Source organism: Gordonia sp. Swx-4 (assembly GCF_030316175.1).
In the GTDB taxonomy this organism is placed as follows: domain Bacteria; phylum Actinomycetota; class Actinomycetes; order Mycobacteriales; family Mycobacteriaceae; genus Gordonia; species Gordonia alkanivorans.
The window spans coordinates 4,370,722-4,392,258 of record NZ_CP128197.1 but is presented as its reverse complement, the minus strand read 5'-3'; the positions used below and the strand labels follow the sequence as shown (position 1 = coordinate 4,392,258).

General features: G+C 67.1%; 22 protein-coding genes. 12 read left to right on the top strand and 10 right to left on the bottom strand.

Features of this window, described 5'->3' with window-relative positions:
* The first annotated feature begins 29 nt into the window (after nt 1-29).
* Nucleotides 30-926, top strand: a complete 897-nt coding sequence (locus tag PWF70_RS19870; protein WP_006360701.1) for an SDR family oxidoreductase — start codon at nt 30-32, stop codon at nt 924-926.
* Nucleotides 923-1,303 carry a DUF8021 domain-containing protein gene (locus tag PWF70_RS19865; RefSeq protein WP_006360700.1) on the top strand — a complete coding sequence of 127 codons (381 nt, stop codon included), beginning with the start codon at nt 923-925 and terminating at the stop codon, nt 1,301-1,303. Before PWF70_RS19870 ends, PWF70_RS19865 begins: the two co-directional genes overlap by 4 nt.
* An 80-nt stretch (nt 1,304-1,383) precedes the next feature.
* Here the strand turns inward: PWF70_RS19865 and PWF70_RS19860 are convergent, their stop codons facing one another.
* Nucleotides 1,384-2,040 carry a GNAT family N-acetyltransferase gene (locus tag PWF70_RS19860; protein ID WP_006360699.1) on the bottom strand — a complete coding sequence of 219 codons (657 nt, stop codon included), beginning with the start codon at nt 2,038-2,040 and terminating at the stop codon, nt 1,384-1,386.
* A gap of 156 nt (nt 2,041-2,196) precedes the next feature.
* On the opposite strand from PWF70_RS19860, the gene fadD8 reads away from it, so the two are divergent.
* A complete protein-coding gene (fadD8, locus tag PWF70_RS19855; RefSeq protein ID WP_006360698.1) occupies nt 2,197-3,843 on the top strand; it encodes a fatty-acid--CoA ligase FadD8 in 1,647 nt (548 codons plus the stop codon).
* Nucleotides 3,844-3,973: 130 nt separating this feature from the next.
* Here the strand turns inward: fadD8 and PWF70_RS19850 are convergent, their stop codons facing one another.
* The gene (locus PWF70_RS19850) at nt 3,974-4,921 is read right to left on the bottom strand and encodes a helix-turn-helix transcriptional regulator (protein ID WP_006360697.1); all 948 of its coding nucleotides are present in this window, start codon (nt 4,919-4,921) and stop codon (nt 3,974-3,976) included.
* Between the two features lie 85 nt (nt 4,922-5,006).
* Between PWF70_RS19850 and PWF70_RS19845 the strand changes: the two genes are divergently transcribed.
* On the top strand, nt 5,007-5,612 hold the full coding sequence (locus PWF70_RS19845) for a TIGR03086 family metal-binding protein (protein WP_006360696.1): 606 nt from the start codon (nt 5,007-5,009) through the stop codon (nt 5,610-5,612).
* Nucleotides 5,613-5,621: 9 nt separating this feature from the next.
* On the opposite strand, the gene PWF70_RS19840 is transcribed toward PWF70_RS19845, so the two are convergent.
* On the bottom strand, nt 5,622-6,866 hold the full coding sequence (locus tag PWF70_RS19840; RefSeq protein WP_006360695.1) for a cytochrome P450: 1,245 nt from the start codon (nt 6,864-6,866) through the stop codon (nt 5,622-5,624).
* Between the two features lie 434 nt (nt 6,867-7,300).
* On the opposite strand from PWF70_RS19840, the gene PWF70_RS19835 reads away from it, so the two are divergent.
* Entirely contained in the window at nt 7,301-7,909 is a 609-nt protein-coding gene (locus PWF70_RS19835; protein WP_286352741.1) for a TetR/AcrR family transcriptional regulator, read from the top strand.
* Here the strand turns inward: PWF70_RS19835 and PWF70_RS19830 are convergent.
* Together PWF70_RS19830 and PWF70_RS19825 are read right to left on the bottom strand one after the other, a co-directional pair.
* Nucleotides 7,906-8,400 (bottom strand): nitroreductase family deazaflavin-dependent oxidoreductase, encoded by a 495-nt coding sequence (locus PWF70_RS19830; protein ID WP_286352740.1) that lies wholly within the window; start codon nt 8,398-8,400, stop codon nt 7,906-7,908. The two genes, PWF70_RS19835 and PWF70_RS19830, sit on opposite strands and share 4 nt — an antisense overlap.
* A 7-nt stretch (nt 8,401-8,407) precedes the next feature.
* Nucleotides 8,408-9,571 (bottom strand): steroid 3-ketoacyl-CoA thiolase, encoded by a 1,164-nt coding sequence (locus PWF70_RS19825; protein WP_006360692.1) that lies wholly within the window; start codon nt 9,569-9,571, stop codon nt 8,408-8,410.
* Between the two features lie 344 nt (nt 9,572-9,915).
* Between PWF70_RS19825 and PWF70_RS19820 the strand changes: the two genes are divergently transcribed.
* The 5 genes from PWF70_RS19820 to PWF70_RS19800 all read left to right on the top strand — a co-directional run bounded on the left by PWF70_RS19820 (nt 9,916) and on the right by PWF70_RS19800 (nt 13,503).
* The gene (locus tag PWF70_RS19820) at nt 9,916-11,235 is read left to right on the top strand and encodes a cytochrome P450 (RefSeq protein ID WP_006360691.1); all 1,320 of its coding nucleotides are present in this window, start codon (nt 9,916-9,918) and stop codon (nt 11,233-11,235) included.
* Nucleotides 11,232-11,681 (top strand): nuclear transport factor 2 family protein, encoded by a 450-nt coding sequence (locus PWF70_RS19815; protein ID WP_006360690.1) that lies wholly within the window; start codon nt 11,232-11,234, stop codon nt 11,679-11,681. Before PWF70_RS19820 ends, PWF70_RS19815 begins: the two co-directional genes overlap by 4 nt.
* Nucleotides 11,682-11,858: 177 nt before the next feature.
* Nucleotides 11,859-12,338 carry an RNA polymerase sigma factor gene (locus PWF70_RS19810; RefSeq protein WP_006360689.1) on the top strand — a complete coding sequence of 160 codons (480 nt, stop codon included), beginning with the start codon at nt 11,859-11,861 and terminating at the stop codon, nt 12,336-12,338.
* Entirely contained in the window at nt 12,335-12,958 is a 624-nt protein-coding gene (locus tag PWF70_RS19805; RefSeq protein ID WP_006360688.1) for a hypothetical protein, read from the top strand. Before PWF70_RS19810 ends, PWF70_RS19805 begins: the two co-directional genes overlap by 4 nt.
* The gene (locus tag PWF70_RS19800; RefSeq protein WP_006360687.1) at nt 12,955-13,503 is read left to right on the top strand and encodes a carboxymuconolactone decarboxylase family protein; all 549 of its coding nucleotides are present in this window, start codon (nt 12,955-12,957) and stop codon (nt 13,501-13,503) included. The genes PWF70_RS19805 and PWF70_RS19800 overlap by 4 nt, the downstream gene beginning before the upstream one ends.
* Before the next feature lie 43 nt (nt 13,504-13,546).
* On the opposite strand, the gene PWF70_RS19795 is transcribed toward PWF70_RS19800, so the two are convergent.
* The 3 genes from PWF70_RS19795 to PWF70_RS19785 are packed head-to-tail and all read right to left on the bottom strand — an operon-like array spanning nt 13,547 to nt 16,817.
* The gene (locus PWF70_RS19795) at nt 13,547-14,725 is read right to left on the bottom strand and encodes a thiolase family protein (RefSeq protein ID WP_006360686.1); all 1,179 of its coding nucleotides are present in this window, start codon (nt 14,723-14,725) and stop codon (nt 13,547-13,549) included.
* Nucleotides 14,725-15,774, bottom strand: coding sequence for a thiolase family protein (locus PWF70_RS19790; protein WP_006360685.1), 1,050 nt, complete (start codon nt 15,772-15,774; stop codon nt 14,725-14,727). Before PWF70_RS19790 ends, PWF70_RS19795 begins: the two co-directional genes overlap by 1 nt.
* The gene (locus PWF70_RS19785; RefSeq protein WP_006360684.1) at nt 15,774-16,817 is read right to left on the bottom strand and encodes a Zn-ribbon domain-containing OB-fold protein; all 1,044 of its coding nucleotides are present in this window, start codon (nt 16,815-16,817) and stop codon (nt 15,774-15,776) included. The genes PWF70_RS19790 and PWF70_RS19785 overlap by 1 nt, the downstream gene beginning before the upstream one ends.
* A 92-nt stretch (nt 16,818-16,909) precedes the next feature.
* Here PWF70_RS19785 and PWF70_RS19780 point away from each other — a divergent pair, with 92 nt between their 5' ends.
* Nucleotides 16,910-17,947 carry an LLM class F420-dependent oxidoreductase gene (locus PWF70_RS19780; protein WP_006360683.1) on the top strand — a complete coding sequence of 346 codons (1,038 nt, stop codon included), beginning with the start codon at nt 16,910-16,912 and terminating at the stop codon, nt 17,945-17,947.
* Nucleotides 17,948-17,962: 15 nt separating this feature from the next.
* On the opposite strand, the gene PWF70_RS19775 is transcribed toward PWF70_RS19780, so the two are convergent.
* Together PWF70_RS19775 and PWF70_RS19770 are read right to left on the bottom strand one after the other, a co-directional pair.
* Complete coding sequence (locus tag PWF70_RS19775; protein ID WP_006360682.1) at nt 17,963-18,964, bottom strand: TIGR03617 family F420-dependent LLM class oxidoreductase; 1,002 nt, start codon at nt 18,962-18,964, stop codon at nt 17,963-17,965.
* A 16-nt stretch (nt 18,965-18,980) separates the two neighbouring features.
* Complete coding sequence (locus tag PWF70_RS19770) at nt 18,981-19,802, bottom strand: crotonase/enoyl-CoA hydratase family protein (RefSeq protein ID WP_042377526.1); 822 nt, start codon at nt 19,800-19,802, stop codon at nt 18,981-18,983.
* Nucleotides 19,803-19,863: 61 nt separating this feature from the next.
* On the opposite strand from PWF70_RS19770, the gene PWF70_RS19765 reads away from it, so the two are divergent.
* Nucleotides 19,864-21,489: an acyl-CoA synthetase gene (locus PWF70_RS19765; RefSeq protein WP_035754629.1), complete on the top strand. Its 1,626-nt coding sequence runs from the start codon at nt 19,864-19,866 to the stop codon at nt 21,487-21,489.
* Nucleotides 21,490-21,537: the final 48 nt, after the last annotated feature.

Here is a 21,537-nt window from a genome sequence, read left to right as displayed (position 1 = left end):
AAGTCTTTGCAGTTCAGAAAGGAAACACCGTGAGCAGCAAGTTGAATGAGGGCCGCGTCGTCATCGTGACGGGTGCCGGACAGGGCATCGGTCGGGCTCACGCCCTCGCCTTCGCCGCCGACGGCGCCAAGGTCGTGGTCAATGACTACGCGGAGAACCTGGCTGCCGGGGTCGTCGACGAGATCCGCGCGGCCGGCGGCGAAGCCGTTGCATCGGTGGGCGATGTCGCGGACTGGGCGAGCGGCGAGACCATGGTCGCCACGGCGCTCGAGACGTTCGGTCAACTCGACATCCTCGTCAACAACGCCGGTTTCGTCCGCGACCGGATGCTGGTGTCGCTCTCGGAGGATGAGTGGGACGCCGTCATCCGCGTGCACCTGAAGGGGCATTTCGTCGGACTGCGCCATGCCGCGGCCTACTGGCGCGCCGAGGCCAAGGCCGGCCGCACCCCGCAGGCGCGGATCATCAACACGAGTTCCGGTGCCGGACTGTACGGCTCGGTGGGCCAGGGCAACTACGTCGCCGCGAAGGCGGGAATCTCCGCGCTCACCATCCAGGCGGCCGCCGAGCTGGGTGGCTACGGCGTCACGGTCAACGCGATCGCGCCCGCGGCCCGAACCCAGATGACGATGGGCGCCGGCGACGAGATGGCCGCACAGATGGCCGCACCCGCCGATGGCTCCTTCGACGCGATGGACCCGGCGAACATCTCGCCGCTCGTGGTGTGGCTGGGTTCACCCGAGGCGGGGTCGGTGACCGGCCGGGTCTTCGAGGTCGAGGGCGGCAAGGTCTCGGTGACCGACGGCTGGCAGCGAAGTGTGGAGCGCGACAAGGGTTCTCGCTGGGAGGTCGCCGAGCTCGGCCCGGTGATCGAGGAGATCCTGGCCAAGGCGCCGGTCCCGATGCCGGTCTACGGCGCGCGGTGACCTCGGCGGACGACAGAGACCAACAGCGGGTCGCGGCGGCCCGGGCGTATGTCGACGCCCTGGTCAGCCACGACCCGTCAGCGGTGTCGCTGCATCCCGACTGCACCCGCGTCGAGTTCGGCGTGCGTACGGGGCGCAACGGACCGCACATCGCCCGCAGCCTCGCGAAGGGTCCGCAGTTCCGCCTGATCCATCGCGTCTCGGACTTCACCGCGACCGTCGACGGGCACAGCGTCACCACTCGCTACGTGGTGCACGTCCGCCCGCGGGCACTGCGCCTCGGTGCCCCGGTGTCGGAGACGTTCGTCGTCGACGAGGAGAACCGGATTCGCGCGATCGTCGCGCGGTTCGGGCTGCCGCGGCCCCAATCCGCCTGACCTGCAACGGAGAACGACGACGAAACGGCCGAACCCACCACCCCGTCGGGCAGTGGGTTCGGCCGTTTCGTGCTGTGAGACTAGGCGCCGGGTGCGCGCACGACCATCGGCACTCCGGGGAAGTACGCGGCCATCTCCGAGCGCGACTTGCGCAGGGCGGCGGTTCCATAGCCGGACTTGCGGTACTGCGGGTGAATCCAGATGCGCAGGTCGACCTCGCCGTTCTTGAGCTCGCCGAAGACGAAGCCCACCTTGGAGTCTCCCTCGACGGCGACGAGCCACACGGCCTCCTCGGCGTCGACGCGGTCGGTGGCGGCGCTGATCTCGGCGGCGACGTCACCGGCCGGTGCTCCCGAACCGTCGCCTGCGGTGCCGAGTTCGTCGGTACGGGCCGCGAACAGTTCGGCGTCGGCCTGCGGGTCGAACGGACGCAGGTCGAGGGTGTCCCCGCTACTGGCCGGACGCTCCACCAGGGTGAAGGTCAGGGCGTTGTTGAGGTCGTCGAGCTCAGCCTGATTCTTGCGGCGCTCGTCCTTGGTCAGCTGGTTCAGCTTCATGTCCAGGATCGCCTTCGCACCCAGCTGCGACTTGCCGAGCAGCTCGACGATGGCGGTGACGGCCTCGTCGTGATTCTCCGCGTCGACGATGGCGTCGAGGACCTCGTGTCGCCGCTCAAGCGCGGTGAGCAGGGCGTCGGCGATGTCGCGGCGAGTGGTGGCCAGGTCAAGATCAGTCATGCTTCGATCCTAGGACACCCCCGGCCCTTCCGGGGCTCGGCATCGTGGGTTCGAAACCGTGCCGGCGGCGTCGAGTTAGAACAGGTTCTACGCATCAGAACCGCCATTTTGGTGGAGGTTCTTTCGAGAACCTGTAACACGTCCTAGTCTTGTGGCATGACGAACGAGGGCACGACGACCGCACCGACCGACTTCGATCACCTTCGCGGGGGCACGCACATGGGCGACCTGATGGTCGCCGCGCTCAAGCGCCATGCCGATCGCACGGTGTTGTCCCTGGGGGACACCGAGATGACGGGTGGTGAGATGGCCGCCGCGATCAGCCGGTACATCCAGGCCTTCGAGGGTCTGGGCGCGGGCACCGGCACGGCGGTCGGTCTGCTGGCCCTGAATCGTCCGGAGGTGCTCTTCGTCATCGGGGCCGGCCAGACGCAGGGATGGCGACGCACCGCGCTGCACCCGCTCGGCTCGCTCGACGACCATGCCTACGTCCTCGCCGACGCCGGCGTCTCGACCCTCATCATCGACCCCGTGCCGATGTTCGTCGAGCGGGCGGCCGCCCTGCTCGAACGCGTCCCCGGCCTGAAGCAGGTGCTGACCCTCGGTCCGGTGCCCGAGCAGTTGTCGGCGCAGGCCCGTGACGTCATCGCCGAGGCGGAGAACTTCGAGCCGAAGCCGCTTGTCGCCGCGCATCTGTCACCCGAGCACGTCGTCTCGATCACCTACACCGGCGGGACCACCGGAAAACCCAAGGGCGTCATCGGAACCGCGCGTGCGATGGCGACCATGACGCAGATCCAGCTCGCCGAATGGGAGTGGCCGGAACACCCGCGGTTCCTGCTCTGCACCCCGCTGTCGCATGCGGGTGCGGCCTTCTTCATCCCGACTCTCATGAAGGGCGGGTCGATGGTGGTGCTGTCGAAGTTCGACCCCGCCGAGGTCCTCAAGACCATCGAGGAACAGAAGATCACGGCGACGATGCTCGTGCCGTCGATGCTGTATGCGCTGATGGATCACCCGGATTCGCGGACGCGTGATCTGTCGTCGCTGGAAACCGTGTATTACGGTGCGTCGCCGATCAATCCGGTGCGTCTCGCCGAGGCGATCGAACGGTTCGGCCCGATCTTCGCCCAGTACTACGGTCAGTCCGAGGCGCCGATGGTGATCAGCTACCTCGCCAAGGGCGATCATCCGGGTCCGGGGGAGGACCAGCGTCGCCTCAGCAGTTGCGGCCGGCCGTCGGCGTTCCTGCGCACGGCTCTCCTCGGCCCCGACGACAAGCCCGTCCCCCAGGGCGAACCGGGCGAGATCTGTGTCGCCGGACCGCTTCTCGCCGGTGGTTACCTCGGCCTCCCGGAGCAGACGGCCGAGACCTTCCGCGACGGATGGCTGCGTACCGGCGACGTCGCGCGTGAAGACGAGGACGGCTTCTGGTTCATCGTCGACCGCACCAAGGACATGATCGTCACCGGCGGCTTCAACGTGTTCCCCCGCGAGGTCGAGGACGTCGTGGCCGAGCATCCGGCCGTCGGCCAGGTCGGCGTGATCGGTGTGCCCGACGAGAAGTGGGGTGAGGCCGTCACGGCGATCGTCGTCCTGCGTGCCGATGCGGACGCCGACGACGCGGCCAAGGAACGCATCACTGCCGAGATCCAGCAGACGGTCAAGGACCGCAAGGGTGCGGTGCAGTCGCCGAAGCGGGTCATCTTCGCCGAGTCGTTGCCGCTGACCGCCCTGGGCAAGCCGGACAAGAAGGCGCTGCGGTCGCAGTACTGGGCCGACTCCGAGCGCGGGGTCGGCTGACCTCAGACGTCCACCTGAGAACCGCTCCTGACAAGCACCCCTGAAAACGCCCGCTGTGGCCGGGCCGTCGACATATTCGCCGAACCGCCTGTGGAGGGTCGACTCCAGGGGCAGATCGCATGGGCGGTTCTCAGTGGCGTGCGAGGACTGCCCGGGCGCGGTCGGCCAGGGTCTCCCGGACCCACTCCGGTTCGAGTACGACGATGTCGCGGTCGAACATCAAGCCCCACAACGCACCGGCGGCATGCCGATGGTCGGCGAACCGGAGTCCGACGCGCTGCCGATCTCCGGCATCACTCAGCGTCTCTGCGGAGAGTGCGGTTGCCCGGAGCGTCTCGACGTCCGCGGGGGCGCAGTCGACCACCACGTCGACCGGATCGAACGAGGACCGGAACGCCGCGCGCCGACGCTGCCAGATCTCGTCGAGATCCACGTCCTCGTCGCGTACCGCCGGCTCGTCGAGGACCTCGACCTCGCTCATCCGGGACAACCGGTACATCCGTTCCTCGGTCCCCTCACGCGACCCCGCACCGTGTGCGACGAGGTACCACGTGTCGCCGGCGATGATGAGTCCGACCGGATCGAGAAGCCGTTCGCGTGCCTCGTCGGCGTCGCGCGGGCGGTAGCGGGTGCGGATACGCCTGCCCGCGAAGACCGCGAACTGCACCGGATCGAGCGCATGGAGTTCTTCCGGCCTGCGCACGAATCCCTCGGGACGGACGAGTACCCGCTGTGCGGCCCTGACCGCGGTTCCCCGGTACGCCTCGGGAATGGCCGCGGTGACCTTGCGCATCGCACTGGCGAAGGCGGGGGAGTCGAGCCGACCCGTTCCGGCGAGCAGTGAGGTCGCCTCCTCGACTGTCAGACCGGTCAGGTCGGTGCGGTAGCCGGGGACCAGCGAGAAGCCGCCGTGCCTGCCGCGCTCGGCGTACACCGGGACCCCGGACAGCGAGAGTGCCTCGATGTCGCGCAGCACGGTCCGCTCCGACACCCCGAGTTCGGCGGCGATCGTCGACGCGGTCACCCGATCGTGTCTCTTGAGCAGCATCAGGACCGCGATGAGGCGTTCGGCGCGCATGCCCAATCATCTCGCAAAAATATGACAGAAGATGTCAGGTTTCACGGTTTGACTGGACTCGTCAGTCAGCGAGAGAGGAAAGAACATGAACGCACCGACCACCCCACCGGATCCCCGCCCGGCCTTCGCGGCCGCCACCACCTGGGTCACCGGACTGCTCTCCGAGGTGACCGCCGAGCAGCTGGCCGCGCCGACGCCGTGCGACGAGTTCGACGTCCGCACGCTCGGGGCCCATCTGCTGGCGACGGCCCAACGAGCGGCGGCGCTACCCGAGGGGGTCGACGTACGGGCCATGCCGTTCATCGCCGACCGTTTCGACGCGCAGGAGTACGCAACGGTCGTGGCGCGGGCGGTCGGCCTCTGGTCCGACGACGCCGTGCTCGCCAGGATGGTGCAGGTGCCGTGGGGTGAGGTGCCCGGCGCCGGCGCGTTGTGGGGTTACGTCAACGAGACGATCGTGCACGGATGGGATCTCGCGGTGGCGACCGGGCAGCCGTCGGAAGCGGTTCCGGAAGCCGCCACCGCCACCCTCGCGATCGTCCGCCGGTTCATCCGGCCCGAGATCCGCCAGGACCCGAACGTCCCCTTCGGCGTCGTCGTCGAACCCCGCGACGGGGCGGGACCCGTCGAGACCCTGGCGAACTGGTCCGGACGAGATTCTGCCGCATGGGTTTCGGCGGCAACCCGGTGAACCCGGTGATCAGCTGCGATACGCGACGTCGAGCTGTTTGACCCCGTTCAGCCAGCCCGATCGCACGCGACGCAGCTCGCCGAGTCGTGCGATGTCGGGCAGGGTGTCGGCGATGGCGTTGAAGATCAGGTTGAGTTCGAGCCGGGCGAGGTTGGCGCCGATGCAGAAGTGGGCGCCGTTGCCGCCGAAGGACAGGTGGGGGTTGGGATCTCGCGTGATGTCGAAGGTGAACGGGTCGTCGAAGACCTCTTCGTCGAAGTTCGCGGAGCTGTAGAACAGCCCGACGCGCTGGCCGGCCGCGATGTCGACGTCGCCGAGTCGGGTGTCGGCCAGTGCGGTTCGCTGGAAGCCGTGAACGGGTGTCGACCACCGCAGGATCTCTTCGATGGCGGTCGCGGGACGTTCGCGTTTGTACAGATCCCACGTCTCCGGGTGGTCCAGGAAAGCGTTCATCCCGTGCGAGGTCGCGTTGCGGGTGGTCTCGTTGCCGGCGGTGATGAGCAGGACGACAAAGAATCCGAACTCGATCTCGGTCATGCCCTCGCCGTCGATGTTGGCCTCGATGAGGGTGGTGATGAGGTCGTCGGTGGGGTTGTTGCGTCGTTCCTCGGCCATCGCATAGGCGTAACCGAGTACCTCGGCATTCGCGGTTGCCGGGTCGATCGTTTCCTCAGGATCATCGTTGTTGATCATCGCGTCGACGAGCACATGGAGGCGCTCGCGATCGGCCTGCGGGACGCCGATGAGGTCCAGGATCGACTGCAGGGGAAGGTGTACGGCGATGTCGTCGACGAAGTTGCCCCTGCCCTTCGCGGCCGCGGCCTCGACGATCTCGTGCGCCGAGGCGGTCAGCTGTTCCTTGAGCAGCGCGACGGAGCGCGGAGTGAACATGCGCGACACGATCTTTCGCAGTCGAGTGTGCTCCGGCGGATCATGGTTGATGAGCAGTGCCTTGGTCAGTTCGATCTGGTCCGGGGTCACGTAGTCGGGCAGGCACAGGATCGCGCCCTTGGCGTTGGTGGACCACAACTGGTGGTTCTTCGAGATCTCACGGATATGCGCGTGCTTGGAGATCACCCAGAATCCGCCGTCGGTGAAGCCGGACGTACCTTCCGGTTGCGCGTTCCACCAGACCGGCGCGGTGCGTCGTAGCTCGGCGAACTCCCGCACCGGCATGCCGTGCTGCTGGAGCAGGTCGGGATCGGTGAAGTCGAAGCCGTCGTGGAACGGGCCGGCCCTGGTCGGTGTCGTCATCTCGAACCTCCGGTCGACGGGCACGCGCGTACGCGGTGTGTGCTGCGTCACCACACCATACGTCAATTGGCTATCCGTATGGTCTATCGCGACACGCTCGCTCCCTGGTCCGAAGGACGCGGCACCAACCCTCGCTGACCGGGACTGAGGTGCGAGGAGCGCAAGGCGCCGGGCAGAGAGGTGACGAAGGGGAGTATCGAAGTCGACGGCCACGGCCTCGATGACCCTGGTATCGCGAGCCATCGGGCAGGTGCATCATTACGAGGACGAAAGTCTCGTCCCCCTGAGTACTGTCCGAGGGAACATTGCCCTCGTACATACCTCAGGGGGATGAGACGAGCTTCGGCTTGCGCGATGTCGCGTGGGCCGCTTGTTGAAGCCTTCCGAGACGACCTCGTCAGGGCCCTCGAACGGGCCGGTAGGCTCGTGAGCTGATGCGCACACACGGTTGGGGCGGCCAGGTTCCCGTCAACGATGCGGAGGCGGTTGCGCGCATCCTGGCAGCGACCCGCACGACCATCGACCGGCGCGGCACGGCCACCAGCATCGCCGACGTGGCACGCGAACTCGGGGTCACCCGGCAAACCGTCTATCGCTATTTCTCCGGCACCGAAGAGTTGTTGTCGGCGACGGCACTCGACGCCGTCGAGGGTCTGCTCGAACGGGTGATGACACGACTGGCCGGGATCACCGAACCCGACGCCGCCCTCGTCGAGGGCATCGCAGCAGTGCTCGAGGAGCTCGCCGAGGACGACTACGTCGGCGTGCTCCTGCGGGCCGACAAGCTGAGCGTTCCGGTGGCCGGCGGCTTCACCTCCGACGACGCCAGACGATTCGCGCGGACGATGGTCGACCGGCTGGAGGCCAGCTGGGATGACCACGGCTACGACGACGCCGCCCTTGACCTGATTGCCGAAATCGTTTTGCGCACATTGCAATCGATGGTGCTCGACGCAATGTCGCACCGGACCGGCGCCGAGCTGCGCGCGTTCCTCGACGCCTGGGCCGGCGCCGCGGTACGGGAGCTCGCGCGACGGGGTTAGCTCTGCGCCGGCTCGCAGATGACGACCGGGATCGTCCGGTCCGTCCACGCGACGTACGTGTCGAAGTCCGCGTAGACCTCGACCAGTTCCGGCCACACGCCGGCGCGTTCGGCCTCGGTGGCGGTACGCGCCGTGAGCTCGAAGGTCTCCTTGCCCAGCTGGATGGTGACGGCCGGATTGTCGCGCAGATTGAGGTACCAGGCCGGGTGTTTCGCCGAGCCGCCCTGCGACGCGACGACGACGAACTGGTCGCCGCGACGAAGGTAGACCAGCGGCACCGTCCGGGGTTCACCCGATTTGCGTCCGATGGTGGTCAGCAGGCACACCGGCGCGGGCTTCTTCAGGCCCGCGCCGACGCGCCAGGTGCCGCCGATGCGGCCGCCGGTTGCCTTGTACAGCCGCGTGTTGATCCGCGAGCCGACCTTGATGAGTGTGCCGACGATCGGCGAATCGAGCTGTGCGGGCTTCTTGTCCGGGTCGAGGAGGGGCATCCGATACTCAGATGCGCTCGAGGATGGTGCCGGTGGCCATGGCGCCGCCAGCGCACATCGTGATGAGAGCGGTCTGGCCGTCGCGGCGCTCGAGCTCGTGCAGTGCGGTCGTGATGAGGCGGGAACCGGTGCTGCCCACGGGATGTCCGAGGGCGATGGCGCCGCCGTTGACGTTGACGCGATCCATGTCGGCGTTGTGGACCTGGGCCCAGCTGAGCACGACCGAGGCGAAGGCCTCGTTGATCTCGACGATGTCGATGTCGGACAACGACATCCCCGACTTCGCGAGGACGCGCTCGGTCGCCTGGACCGGGCCGTCGAGGTGGAAGTGGGGTTCCGAACCGACGAGCGCCTGCGCCTTGATGCGGGCGCGCGGGGTCAGTCCGAGTGCGCGGGCCTTCGCCTCGTCCATGATCAGGACAGCGGCTGCGCCGTCGGAGATCTGCGACGACGTTCCGGCGGTGTGGATGCCGCCCTCGATGACGGGCTTGAGTGCAGCGAGGGATTCGAGGGTGGTCTCACGCAGGCCCTGGTCGCGGCTGACGTCGATGATGTTGCCGGTGAACTCGCCCTCCTTGGTCCGTTCGGGCGCCTTGAACGAGAGGATCTCGCGGCCGAAACGGCCTTCGTCCCAGGCTTGACGGGCGAGGCGCTGGCTGCGCTCACCGAGTCCGTCGACGTCGGCGCGGGTGATCCCGCGACGCTTCGCGATGCGCTCGGCCGCCTCGAACTGGTTCGGCAGGTCAACGTTCCACGAGTCCGCGTGGTACGGGCCGGCGCTGGTGCCGACATTCGCACCGAGCGGCACGGTGGTCATCGTCTCCACGCCGCAGGCGATGCCGACCTCGATGGCGTCCGAGGCGATGAGCCCGGCGATGAGGTGGTTGGCCTGCTGGGCCGATCCGCACTGGGCGTCGATCGTCGTGGCGCCGGTGTGCTCGGGGAGTCCGGCGGACAGCCACGCCTTGCGGGAGACGTTGCCCGCCTGTGAGCCGGCCTGCGTGACGCAACCGCCGATGACCTGCTCTACGAGTGCCGGGTCGATACCGGCCTTCTCGATGAGACCGCGCTGTGTGATGCCCAGCAACTCCTCTGCATGGAGGCCTGACAACCACCCGGCGCGCTTGCCGATCGGCGTGCGTACTGCTTCCACGATGACCGGAACGCCCATCTCAACTCCTTCGTTCACCCGGCGGAACCAGTCCGTCGTCTACGGGTCGACGGCGCTTCGACGGATGTGCCGAGGCCGTGTATTCAAGCTAGAACATGTTCTATGTTTGCGTCCATGGGCGGCATTGGAAGGCTGGTCGCGACCGCCTCGAGCGGCGATTCGAGCCCTCCCGCTGCCTACTGGAACGTAGTGGATGTTACTTGTTCCATGGATTAAGTCCGCAGGTGGGGGACCATCCGGTCATCCAAAACTAGAACAAGTTCTCATCGGGGGCTGTCGCGTGTGTCACAATGTGGTCTAATGAGAGTGAAACAGGTTCTAAATCTCCAGCGAGGTGGTGTGACGTGACCCAGGCCCAGAGTGCCCCGATCGGCAGTGAGCCGACCACGGCGGATTCTGCGCGCACGAGCCCTTCCGACGTCGTCGGCAAGTGTGCGTTCATGGAGCAGGAGGGGTGGGATTTCACCAACCCGGACCTGCTCGAGCAGGGAATCCCAGTGGAGGAGTTCGCGCAGCTCCGTAAGACCGCGCCGGTCTGGTGGAACGCCCAGGCACCCGGCAAGGGTGGTGGCTTCCACGACGGCGGGTACTGGGTGATCTCCAAGCACGCCCACGTCCGCGAGATCTCCAAGAACAACGATGACTGGGAGACCAACGCCAACGGCGTCATCATGCGTTTCGAAGACGACATGACCGCCGAGCAGATCGAGATCACCAAAGCGCTGCTGATCAACCACGATCCGCCGGAGCACACCCGCCTCCGCAAGCTGGTCTCCAAGCTGTTCACCCCCCGTGCGGTGCACTCGCTGGAGGAGAAGCTCGACGACGCCGCCCGCGAGATCGTGTCGCGTGCCGCGGAGAAGGGCACCGGCGACTTCGTCAAGGATGTCGCCGTCGACCTGCCGCTACTCGCCATCGCAGACCTCCTCGGTGTGCCCCAGGAGGACCGCGAGAAGCTGTTCGACTGGTCGAACTCGATGATGAACGCCGACGATCCGGACTACACGACGGATCCGCAGCAGGCCAACGCCGAGATCCTCGGTTACGGCTACCAGATGGCCGAGGAGAAGCGTCGCAATCCGGGCGACGACATCGTCACCACTCTCGTCAACGCCGACATCGACGGCCAGCATCTCGACGAGACGGAGTTCGGGTTCTTCTTCATCCTGCTGACCGTCGCCGGCAACGAGACCACGCGCAACGCGATCAGCCACGGTATGAACGCCTTCCTGGACAACCCCGACCAGTGGGAACTGTTCAAGAAGGAGCGTCCGGCGACCGCGGTCGACGAGATCGTCCGCTGGGCCACCCCGGTCAACTGCTTTCAGCGAACCGCCAAGCGCGACACGCAGATCGGCGGCGTCGACATCAAGAAGGGCGAGCGCGTCGGAATGTTCTACGGCTCGGCCAACTACGACGAAGATATCTTCGACGATCCGTTCTCGTTCAACATCCTTCGCGACCCGAACCCGCACGTCGGCTTCGGTGGCAACGGTGCGCACTTCTGCGTCGGCGCCAACCTGGCACGCATGGAGATCAACCTGATGTTCAACGCGCTTGCCGACCTCGTCCCGGACATCACCAAGCTCGACGCGCCTCGTCGTCTCCGCCACGGGTGGATCAACGGTGTCAAGGAACTCCGCGTCGACTACGGGACGAAGTGACCGCAGCTGAAGAGGCACCCGCCTACCTGAACATCGACCGCGAGAACCATCCCGCTGTCGTGGCGGGGCGTCGTTCCCGAGAGTTCGTGGAGTCCCGCGACAAGCAGGCGTGGATCGACAACTTCGCGCCGGACGCCATCGTCCAGGATCCGGTGGGCCCCTCGATGTTCGACCCCGAGGGTGTCGGATTCCGGGGATACGACCGCATCTCGGAGTTCTGGGACAAGTCGATCGCAGCCACCGAGAGCATCGAGTTCCGCTTCGACGAGGAGATCATCTGCGGGAACGAGGTCGCCTACATCGGCAGCATCGTCACCCACATCGCAGGTCACGTCTCCGAGGCACGCGGCGTGTTCACCTACCACGCCGACTCGGAGGGCCGGCTCTCGGCGCTCCGGGCCTACTGGGAGGTCGAGAGGACGATCAACTCGGTGCGCAAGGCCTGACCTCGCACAACGATCCGCCGCGGGCGGGACCGGTGACCACGTCACCTGTCCCGCCCGCGGTTTCTTCGTCCGATCCGTCGTTACAGCCGGCGGTGCCGGGCGGAAGATGAGTCGAGGGAACGTCGACACGAAAGGTGTGAGGACTCGGAGTCCGGCGCGATCGACCAGTTCGACGCGGTGTACCGCGAACACGTTGCGGGGGTCTGGCGCTACGTGCGTACACGCGTGCCGGGAGACGCCGACGCCGACGATGTGACCGCGGAGGTGTTCGCCAAGGCGATTCGTTCGCGGGGCGGCTTCGACGACCGGCGCGGCACGATAGGCGGGTGGCTCATCGGGATCGCCAGACACGTCGTGGCGGACTGGTGGGCACGCAATGCCCGGGAGGTGCCCGTGGCCGAGGTGGATGTCGACATCGACCGGCGCGGGGCCGCCGCGGATGATCCGGAGACGGCGATGCTGCGGGCCGCAGACGTCGAGGATGTCCGAAGCCGGTTGTGGGTGCTCACCGCCCGGGAGCGTGAGGCGGTCACGCTGCGATTTGCCACCGAGCTGACCTCGGAGGAGATCGGAGCGGCGATGGGTATCTCGGCGACCGCCGCCCGGATGCTCGTCTACCGAGGCGTGGCGAAGCTGAGGGAGGTGATGCCACAGTGACGTCGCCTGATCCGTACGAGGCCGACGTGGCCTTCGACCCTGTCGAGATCGCCGCCGCTGCGCGTCTCGACGACGACATCGCAGCAGTCCTGGCCGGCTCCGCCCGGCCGGGGTCGGTGGACCCCGACCTGGTGGTGCTGGCGAACGCGTTCCGGCGCGAGCCGTCCGCGTCGACGTACGCCGCCGTCGAACGACGGGTCGCCGAGGCGAGGCCGCGGGACAGTCGGTGGCGATGGTCGCTCGCGCAGGTTTCCGCAGCCGTGCTGGGCATCGTGCTGGTCGTCCACGGTGTGGTGAACATGGTTGCAGGCGAGTGGATCTCGACCTCGCTCGGCGAGCCGTACAACCAGCACGCGATGATCGACGGCGGCCTCGCGTTCATCGCGATCGGTGCCGCGATCGCGGTGGCGTCGACGCGTCGGCGTGGGCTGCCACTGGCGGTCATCGTCGGGGTGCCGCTCGGGCTGGTCATGGGCGGCCGTGGCGTGCACGAGATCGGGGTCTTCGCGTGGGGGGCCGTGGCGCACGGGTCGGCGGGGCTGGCGGCGATCGTTCTGCTGGTCACATACTTGATCGCGTGGCGTTACAGCCACCGGCGAGGACGGGAAGAACCGGTATGAGATCACTACATCGAATCCGACACTTCATTCGCGCATTCGGACGGGCGAAACGCAATCGCGCCGACCTCGTCCGGCACATCGGACGCCGTCCGCTGCTCGCCGGGGCGACGGTCGGGGTGGAGACCGCCATGCTGCTGTCGAACAAGGTGGACCCGAAGCTGAAGGATCTCGCCGAGCTGAAGGCCGCCGGAATGGTCAGCTGCGAGTTCTGCCTCGACATCGGGTCGGTGCTGGCGGCGAGCTCCGGCGTCACCGAGCAGCAGCTTCGCGATCTCCCGCGGTACCGGGACTCGCTGGCCTACAACGAGGTGGAGAAACTCGTCATCGCTTACGCCGAAGCGATCACCCTGACCCCGGCGGTCGGCGACGATCTCGCCGACCTGCGCCGGCGCCTCGGTGAACACCTCACGGAGACTCAGATCGTCGAACTCGCGATGACCGTCGCCTGGGAGAACCAGCGGGCACGCCTCAACCAGTCGCTGGGTGTCCGCCCGACCGGAATGTCAGATGGCGCGACCTGTGCTCTGCCCGAACGGATTTCGTAGCATTCATGCGCAGATGGCGCGCAAGAATGCTACGAAACGCCGGTCAGTGGAGCGGCTTGTCGGCTCCGACGAGCCACATCGAGAAGTACTGTGAGCCACCGCCGTAGGCGTGACCCAGGGCCTTACGGGCACCGTCGACCTGGTGGTCGCCGGCCTTGCCCATGACCTGGATCGCGGCCTCGGCGAAACGGATCATGCCCGACGCGCCGATCGGGTTCGACGACAACACGCCACCCGAGGCGTTGAGCGGGATGCGGCCGCCGATCTCGGTGTCACCGGATTCGGTCAGCTTCCAGCCCTGGCCTTCGTCGGCGAACCCGAGGTTCTCCAGCCACATCGGTTCGAACCAGGAGAACGGCACGTAGATCTCGGCGACGTCGATCTCGTCGAGCGGATTGCTGATCCCGCCCGACTTCCACAGTGCGGCAGCGGCATCGCGGCCGGCCTGCGGACTCACCACGTTGCGGTGGGCGAAGGACAGCGGTTCGGTGCGCATCGCGGTGGCGTGGATCCAGGCGACCGGGTTGCCGGCGGCGACCGCGTCGTCGGCAACCTGTTCGTCACCGATCACGACCGCACACGCGCCGTCCGACGACGGGCACGTCTCGTCGTAACGGATGGGGTCCCAGAGCATCTGCGAGCTCATGACCTTCTCGACGCTCTGATCCGGCTGGTGGAGATGCGCAAGGGGATTGAGGGCGCCGTTGCGACGGTCCTTCGCCGCGACCATCGCGCCGATGTGCTCCGGGGCGCCCGACTGGCGGATGTAGGAACGCACGTGCGGCGCGAAGAAGCCGCCCGCGCCGGCGCCGACCGGTTTGGTGAACGGCACCGGGATCGACAATGCCCACATCGCATTGGACTCGGACTGCTTCTCCCATGCGACGGCGAGCACGCGCTTGTGGACGCCGGCGAAGACCAGGGACGCGGCCACGTTCGCCGTCGAACCGCCGACCGAGCCGGCGGTGTGCACGCGGATGAGCCGCTTGCCGACCGCGCCGATCGCCTCCGCCATCGCGAGCTCGGGCATCATCGACCCCTCAAAGAGGTCGGGGGCCTTGCCGATGACGATCGCGTCGATGTCGTCGAGGGAGACCTTGGAGTCGATCAGTGCCGCATCGATGGCCTCGCGGACCATCCCGGCCATCGTGACGTCGGATCGCTTGGCAACGTAGCGGGTCTGGCCGGTACCGAGGACCGCCGCACGGTTCTTGTGCCCCATCAGTTTCCGCCTCCCGCGTTGTTCTGTGCGCTCAAGGTGACCACCATGTTCTGCTGCAGCAGTGGACCGCTCGTCGCGTGGGCGACGGCGGTTCCGGCGTTGCCGCTCAGGATCTCGTGGGCCGCGTAGCCGATACGCTGCAGGCCCGCAGAGAACAGCGAGTTGCCGGCCAGTGCGCCGCCGGACGGGTTGATCCGCACCGAATCCGGGAGACCCAGAGCGTTGCGCACGATGATCTCCTGGTGGGTGTACGGCGCGTGGATCTCCGCGACGTCCACGGCGCGACTCGCATCGCCGAACGCGGTGTCTCCGGCGAGCTTCGTCGACGGCGAGATGGTCAGGTCCCGAGCGCCGAAGTTCGGGGTGTCGATCCGGTGGTCCCAGCCGGTGACGAACGCCGGATTGGCCACCAGTTCACGGGCTTTGCGTTCGCTGGCGATGACGACCGCGGCGGCGGCGTCGGTGTAGGGCGCGATGTCGTGGCGGCGCAGCGGACTCGCGACGTAGTCGCTCGCCAGCAGATCGTCGACGGAACCGCCGGACGTGCGGGCCCCGATGGCGGCCATGTCGGCCTCGGTCCAGGTTCCGGCGTCGACGCCGGCGCGCGCCTGCAGGGCCGCGAGCGACCGGGCGTCCGGACGCAGCGGGGCGACCGTATAGGGGTCGGTCTGCAGCGCCAGGGTCTGGTCGGTGTTGCCCGCGGAAGCCTTGCCGAAGCCGTAGGCCAGCGCGAGGTCGACCTCGCCGGTGGCGATCTTCACCCACGCCTCATACAGCGCCCAAGCGCCGTCCATCTCGACGTGGGACTCGTTGATCGGCGGCATCGCCCCGATCGAGTCGATCGCGGAGATGAACGAGAAGGCGCGTCCGGCAAGGTAATCTGATGATCCGCTACACCAGAACTCGATGTCGGTGCGGGCGATGCCCAGTTCGGCGTAGAGCTTGTCGAAGCAGGGGATGAGCATCTCGACACCGTTGGTGGTGCCGTGGCTTCCCTCGATGTTGGGGCTGTGGGCGAATCCGATGATCGCGATCGGTGGCAGTGTCATCAGAGGTGATCCTTGTAGGTTTCGTAGTCGGCGTCTGGTTCGCCGGTGGGCGCGAAGTGGCTGATGTTGCCGATCGAGTACTCCCACTCGTCTTCGGGGAGCCAGACGGCCTTGACTCGCATGCCCATTCGGACATCAGCGGCCTCACAGTCGAGGATCAGGTGCAGGAACGGGATGTCCGCGCCGTCGAGGAGCACGTAGGCGGCCACGTAGGGCGGCTTGATCCGCTGGCCCTGGAACGGCACGTTGACGATGCAGAACGTCGTCACGATACCGGTGTGTGCGAGTTCGACGCGTTCGACGGCCCGTGACCCGTCGGCGGGACTCACCCCGCGGGGCGGGAAGTACACGCGACCTTCGTCGACGCCCGAACCGATGCGGGTGCCGATCAGCTTGCCGGCCTTCAATCCTTCGAGGTAGACGGACTCCTCCTCGTTGGCGGAGTGCGTGATCTCGGTGGTGACGGGGGTCGGGATGACGACGAGGCCGGTGTCGGCGCCCTTCGGTGCGTCCGCGGTGTTCTCGGGTGCGGCGTCGGTGCTCTCACCCGGGGCGAAGTACGCGATGTCGTCGATGCGGCCGATCCGTGCCGCGGAGAACACCGCGTGCACGCGCAGGCCGGTCGAGATCTCCGACGGGGAGTCCACCGAAACCGCGTGCAGCAGTGTGGTGTCCGCGCCGTCGAGTTTGATCAGGGCCCAGGCGAAGGGCTTGTCGAGCGGCTGTCCGGGCACCGGGGCGTCGTGCCAGGTCCAGCTGGTGACGGTGCCGACGGTCGAGACCTCCACGATCTCCGTCGACTGTTGTCCGGTGACGGGATCGAATTCGACCGGCGGCACAGACACTGCGCCGTCGCTGCCCTTCGACCCCACGATCCGGCCGTCGCGCAGTGCGAGCGCGAACTGGCTCAGCACCGGGCCCAGTGACCGGGTGTAGTCGAAGGAGTTGATCAGGGGAGCGGTCAGGATCGGGGACTTCGGCTCGGGCACCGTGGCAACGGGACTGGCGATGGGGTTGCCGGCGGCGGGAGACGTTACGCTCATGCTCACGACTTGAGTAGAACACGTTCTAGTATTGGACACAAGATGCATGTCAGGCCGCGAGATTCCCGACGGCCCGGCGAGAGGGGAGTGGAGTGAAACTCGGTCTGCAACTCGGATATTGGGGTGCCGATCCGATCCCGAACGCGCCGAAGTTGATCGCGGTCGCGGAGGAGTGCGGGTTCGACGCGGTGTTCACCGCGGAGTCCTGGGGATCGGACGCTTACACACCGCTGGCGTGGTGGGGCGCGGCGACGTCGCGCATCCGGCTCGGCACCGCGGTGGCCCAGCTGTCGGCACGGCCGCCGACATCGCTGGCAATGCATGCGTTGACCCTGGATCACCTGTCGAACGGCCGGCATATCGTCGGCCTCGGTGTCTCCGGGCCGCAGGTGGTGGAGGGCTGGTACGGCGAACCGTTCGGAAAACCGTTGGCGCGCACCCGCGAATACGTTCAGGTGGTCCGCGACGTGCTCGCGCGTGCCGACAAGGTGACCAACGACGGGCCGCACTATCCGCTGCCATATCCCGCCGACGCGCCCGGTGCCACCGGACTCGGCAAGCCGCTCAAGCCGATCACGCACCCGCTGCGCGCCGATTTGCCGATCTGGCTGGGCGCCGAAGGTCCGAAGAACGTCGCGCAGACCGCCGAGATCGCCGACGGCTGGCTCGCCATCTTCTTCAGCCTCGGACTCGCCGATCAGTACAACTCCTGGCTCGACGAGGGCTTCGCCCGCCCGGGCGCCCGCCGCAGCCGTGAGGACTTCGAGGTCGCCGCCACCGTGCAGGTCGTCATCACCGACGACGTCGCGTCGGCGATCGAACTCTACCGGCCCTCGACCGCGCTGTACGTCGGCGGAATGGGCGCCAAGGAGAGGAACTTTCACGCCGAGCTGTACAAGCGGATGGGTTACGGCGAAGCGGTCGACGAGATCGTGAGTCTGTTCCTCAGCGGCAAGAAGGCCGAGGCGATGGCCGCGGTGCCCGACGAGATGGTCCGCGAGACGATGCTCGTCGGCACCGCCGACGAGGTCCGCGCACAGATCAAGGAATGGGAGGCCGCCGGCGTCACCATGCTGATGGTCACCGCCCGCGACACCGACACCATCCGGCAGCTGGCGACGCTGGTGTGATCCGTGTTTGGGGCGCTACGCCTCGAGGCCGTCCATGATCTCGGCGAGCGTCTCGTCGGCGAGCGGGAACGGTTGGTAGATGGCGACATCCGTGGCGATGTCATCCGATCGTGCGCGGATCGTCGCGGCCACGTCGCGGGGGCTGCCGTGGGCGACGATGAGCTCGAGGAGCTCGTCGTCGACGAGTCCGACCATCTCGGCCCAGCGGCCCTGCTTCGACAGCAGGTTGAGTTCGGTCTGGAGGTCGCCGTAGCCGTGCAACTCCAGCACCGGCCGATAGGCCGGTGTGGAGCCGTAGAACGACAGCAGGCGCCGGGCCGCGTCGACCGAGGTCTCGAACTCCTCCTCGGTACGACCGGTGGCCACGATGATCTCCGGCATCACCGAGAAGTCCTCACGACGACGCCCCGACGCCGCCAGGCCGGCGTCGACACGCGGCAGGATCGATTCGCGGACGAACCGGTCGGTGGTGAACGGCATGACGAGCAGGCCGTCCGCATGTTCGGCGACGGCGCGGGTGAGGCGCGGTCCCAGGGCACCGACGAAGATCGGTGGCAGCCCGTGCGGATTCGGTCCGGGGTTGAACATCGGCGTCATGAGCCGATGGCGGTAGAACTCGCCGTCGAAGTCGAGGCGGGCGCCGTTCTGCCAGCAGTCGAAGATCGCGCGTAAAGCGGCGACGAATTCGACCATGCGGTCGACCGGACGCTCGAACGGCACCCCGAACCGCTTCTCGATCTGCGGGCGGATCTGAGTCCCCAGTCCGAGCGTGAACCGGCCGCCGCTGAGCAGCTGGAGATCATTGGCCTGATGGGCGACCGTGATCGGATTGCGTGGGAACGCGATCGCGACGTTGGTCATCAGCGCGACGTCGTCGACGCCGGACGCGCCGAACAGCGGGCTGAAGACGTCGTGCGGGCCGTCGAACGTGAACACCCCGTCGACTCCGACGTCCCGTAACGCCCGGGTGCGTTCGGCCGCGTGCTGTGGACCGAAAAGTGCGGTGTGGATTCTCACCGGCGGTGGGTGGCTCTCACTCTCCGGTGAACTCCGGGGTGCGCTTCTCCGCGAACGCGCGGGGTCCGACCTTGGCGTCCTTCGACTTGAAGACCGCGACGCCGATCTTCGCGTCGAGCTCGAAGGCGTCGAGTTCGTGCAGACCCTCGGTGTCGCGGATGGTCTTGAGGATGCCCTGGACGGCGAGCGGACCGTTGGCGGCGATCTTCTCGGCCAGCTCGAGCGCCTTGTCGAGTGCCTTGCCGTCCTCGACGACGTGGCCGATGAGGCCGTACTCGAGGGCCTCGCGTGCGGTGACGTGACGGCCGGTCAGCAGGATGTCGCAAGCGACGGTGTAGGGAATCTGGCGGACGAGGCGGACCGCGCTGCCGCCCATCGGGTAGAGGCCCCAACGCGCTTCGGACACACCGAACTTGGCGCTCTCGCCGGCGATGCGGATGTCGGTTCCCTGCAAGATCTCGGTACCGCCTGCGATGGCCGGGCCCTCGACCGCGGCGATCAGCGGCTTGGTCAGGCGACGGCCCTTCAGCAGCGCCGGCAGCGACGCGGGGTTCCAGGCGCCGGAGTCGACGGTGTCACCGGGGGCCTTCTTGTTCATGCTCTTCAGGTCGGCCCCGGCGCAGAAGTAACCGCCCGCGCCGGTGAGGATCGCGACCCGGATGTCGGGATCGGAATCGACCTGATCCCAGGCCTCGGTCATGATCCGCATCATCTCGGTGGAGAGCGCGTTACGCGCCTCCGGACGGTTCATCGTGACGATGAGGATGTGTCCGCGCTTCTCGACGAGGCACTCAGGAGCCTTGTCGGTGACGGACTCGGTGGGGGTGGCTGTGGTCATCGCTGTCTCCCGGTCATATTCCGCACTTGCCCAGAACGATAACACGTTCTAATTTTGAGCCATGGCCTATACGATCGCTGATCTCATCGAGCACGCCGTCGACCTTGTTCCGGAGCGGGTCGCCCTGGAATCCGGCGATCGCAGCCGTAGCTATGCCGAACTCGAGGCGCGGTCCAACGCCCTCGCCCACAAGCTCCGCGGACTGGGTGTGCAACCCGGTGACCGGGTCGGCCTGTACAGCAGAAACACCATCGAGTCGGTCGAGTCGATGATCGCGATCTTCAAGGCCCGGGCGGTCATGGTGAACGTGAACTACCGCTATGTCGAGGCCGAATTGGAGCACATCTTCACCGACTCCGGGATGAAGGTCCTGATCCACGAGCGCCGCTACTCGCCGCGGGTGTGCAACACGTTACCGAAATCGCCCTCCATCGAGTACCGCATCGCCATCGAGGACGGGACGTCGGAAGACCTGTGCTGTGAGGGCCACGGCGACGCGATCCGCTACGAGGCCGCCATCGCCGAGTCGTCGTCGGAACGCGATTTCGAGGAGCGGTCGAACGACGACCTGTACATGCTCTACACCGGCGGTACCACCGGGAAACCGAAGGGCGTCGTCTGGCGTCAGGAGGACGTGTGGCGCGTCCTCGGCGGCGGAATCGACTGGTACACCAGCGAACCCATCCCCGACGAGTGGCACCTCGCCAAGACCGGCGCCGACGGCGGCCAGCTGGTTCGGTACCCGATCCCGCCGTTCATCCACGGCGGCTCGCAGTGGGCGATCTTCCAGTCGCTGTTCGCCGGCGGAAAAGCCGTGGTGTACCCCGAGTTCAGCGGGTCGTCGGCCTGGGAGATCGTCGAGCGACACAAGGTCAACGTCGTGTTCATCACCGGAGATGCCATGGGGCGCCCCATGGTCGAGGCGCTCGGACAGGGCGAGGAGTACGACCTGTCGAGTGTCGTCTCGATCGCCTCGTCGGCCTGTCTGTTCTCGCCGAGTGTGAAAGAGCAGTTCCTGGAACGATTCCCGAACGCGGTGATCGTCGATGCGATCGGCTCGTCGGAAACCGGCTTCGGCGGTCTGGGCATCGTCGCGAAGGGCACCCCGCACACCGGTGGCCCGCGCGTGAACGCCGACAGCGAGACCCACGTTCTCCGCGAGGACGGTACGCCGGTGGAGCCGGGCAGCGGCGAGGTCGGGGTGCTGGCGCGGTCCGGGCATGTGCCGCTGCGCTATCACAACGATCCGGAGAAGTCGGCCAAGACGTTCAAGGTCTTCAACGGCGTGCGCTACTCGCTGCCGGGTGACAACGCCGTGCTCGAGGCCGACGGCAGCATCACGATGCTCGGTCGCGGCTCGGTGTCGATCAACACCGGTGGCGAGAAGGTCTTCCCGGAAGAGGTCGAGGGCGCGCTCAAGGCACATCCCGACGTCTTCGACACCGTCGTGGTGGGCGTCGCCGACGACCGTTGGGGTCAGCGCGTCGCCGCGGTGATCGCCGCGCGCGACGGAGCCCGACCATCCCTGGAGAGCCTCAACGACGTCGTGCGCAAGGAACTCGCGGGCTACAAGTGCCCGCGCAGCGTCTGGTTCGTCGATGAGATCAAGCGTTCGCCCGCAGGAAAACCCGACTATCGCTGGGGGGCGGCGGTCACTGCCGAACGACCCGCCGACGAAGCGCTGTAGCGCCGAAAATCTGACAGAGGCGCTGTAGAGCGCCGGAAACGAGTAGTA

Excerpts from the sequence above, each read along its gene's own strand:
- PWF70_RS19830 (WP_286352740.1), bottom strand. The coding sequence starts at position 8,400 with ATGCCCCTCCTCGACCCGGACAAGAAGCCCGCACAGCTCGATTCGCCG.
- fadD8 (WP_006360698.1), top strand. The coding sequence starts at position 2,197 with ATGACGAACGAGGGCACGACGACCGCACCGACCGACTTCGATCACCTT.
- PWF70_RS19860 (WP_006360699.1), bottom strand. The coding sequence starts at position 2,040 with ATGACTGATCTTGACCTGGCCACCACTCGCCGCGACATCGCCGACGCC.
- PWF70_RS19840 (WP_006360695.1), bottom strand. The coding sequence starts at position 6,866 with ATGACGACACCGACCAGGGCCGGCCCGTTCCACGACGGCTTCGACTTC.
- PWF70_RS19770 (WP_042377526.1), bottom strand. The coding sequence starts at position 19,802 with ATGACCACAGCCACCCCCACCGAGTCCGTCACCGACAAGGCTCCTGAG.
- PWF70_RS19800 (WP_006360687.1), top strand. The coding sequence starts at position 12,955 with ATGAGATCACTACATCGAATCCGACACTTCATTCGCGCATTCGGACGG.
- PWF70_RS19835 (WP_286352741.1), top strand. The coding sequence starts at position 7,301 with ATGCGCACACACGGTTGGGGCGGCCAGGTTCCCGTCAACGATGCGGAG.
- PWF70_RS19845 (WP_006360696.1), top strand. The coding sequence starts at position 5,007 with ATGAACGCACCGACCACCCCACCGGATCCCCGCCCGGCCTTCGCGGCC.
- PWF70_RS19825 (WP_006360692.1), bottom strand. The coding sequence starts at position 9,571 with ATGGGCGTTCCGGTCATCGTGGAAGCAGTACGCACGCCGATCGGCAAG.
- PWF70_RS19785 (WP_006360684.1), bottom strand. The coding sequence starts at position 16,817 with ATGAGCGTAACGTCTCCCGCCGCCGGCAACCCCATCGCCAGTCCCGTT.
- PWF70_RS19850 (WP_006360697.1), bottom strand. The coding sequence starts at position 4,921 with ATGCGCGCCGAACGCCTCATCGCGGTCCTGATGCTGCTCAAGAGACAC.
- PWF70_RS19765 (WP_035754629.1), top strand. The coding sequence starts at position 19,864 with ATGGCCTATACGATCGCTGATCTCATCGAGCACGCCGTCGACCTTGTT.
- PWF70_RS19795 (WP_006360686.1), bottom strand. The coding sequence starts at position 14,725 with ATGGGGCACAAGAACCGTGCGGCGGTCCTCGGTACCGGCCAGACCCGC.
- PWF70_RS19790 (WP_006360685.1), bottom strand. The coding sequence starts at position 15,774 with ATGACACTGCCACCGATCGCGATCATCGGATTCGCCCACAGCCCCAAC.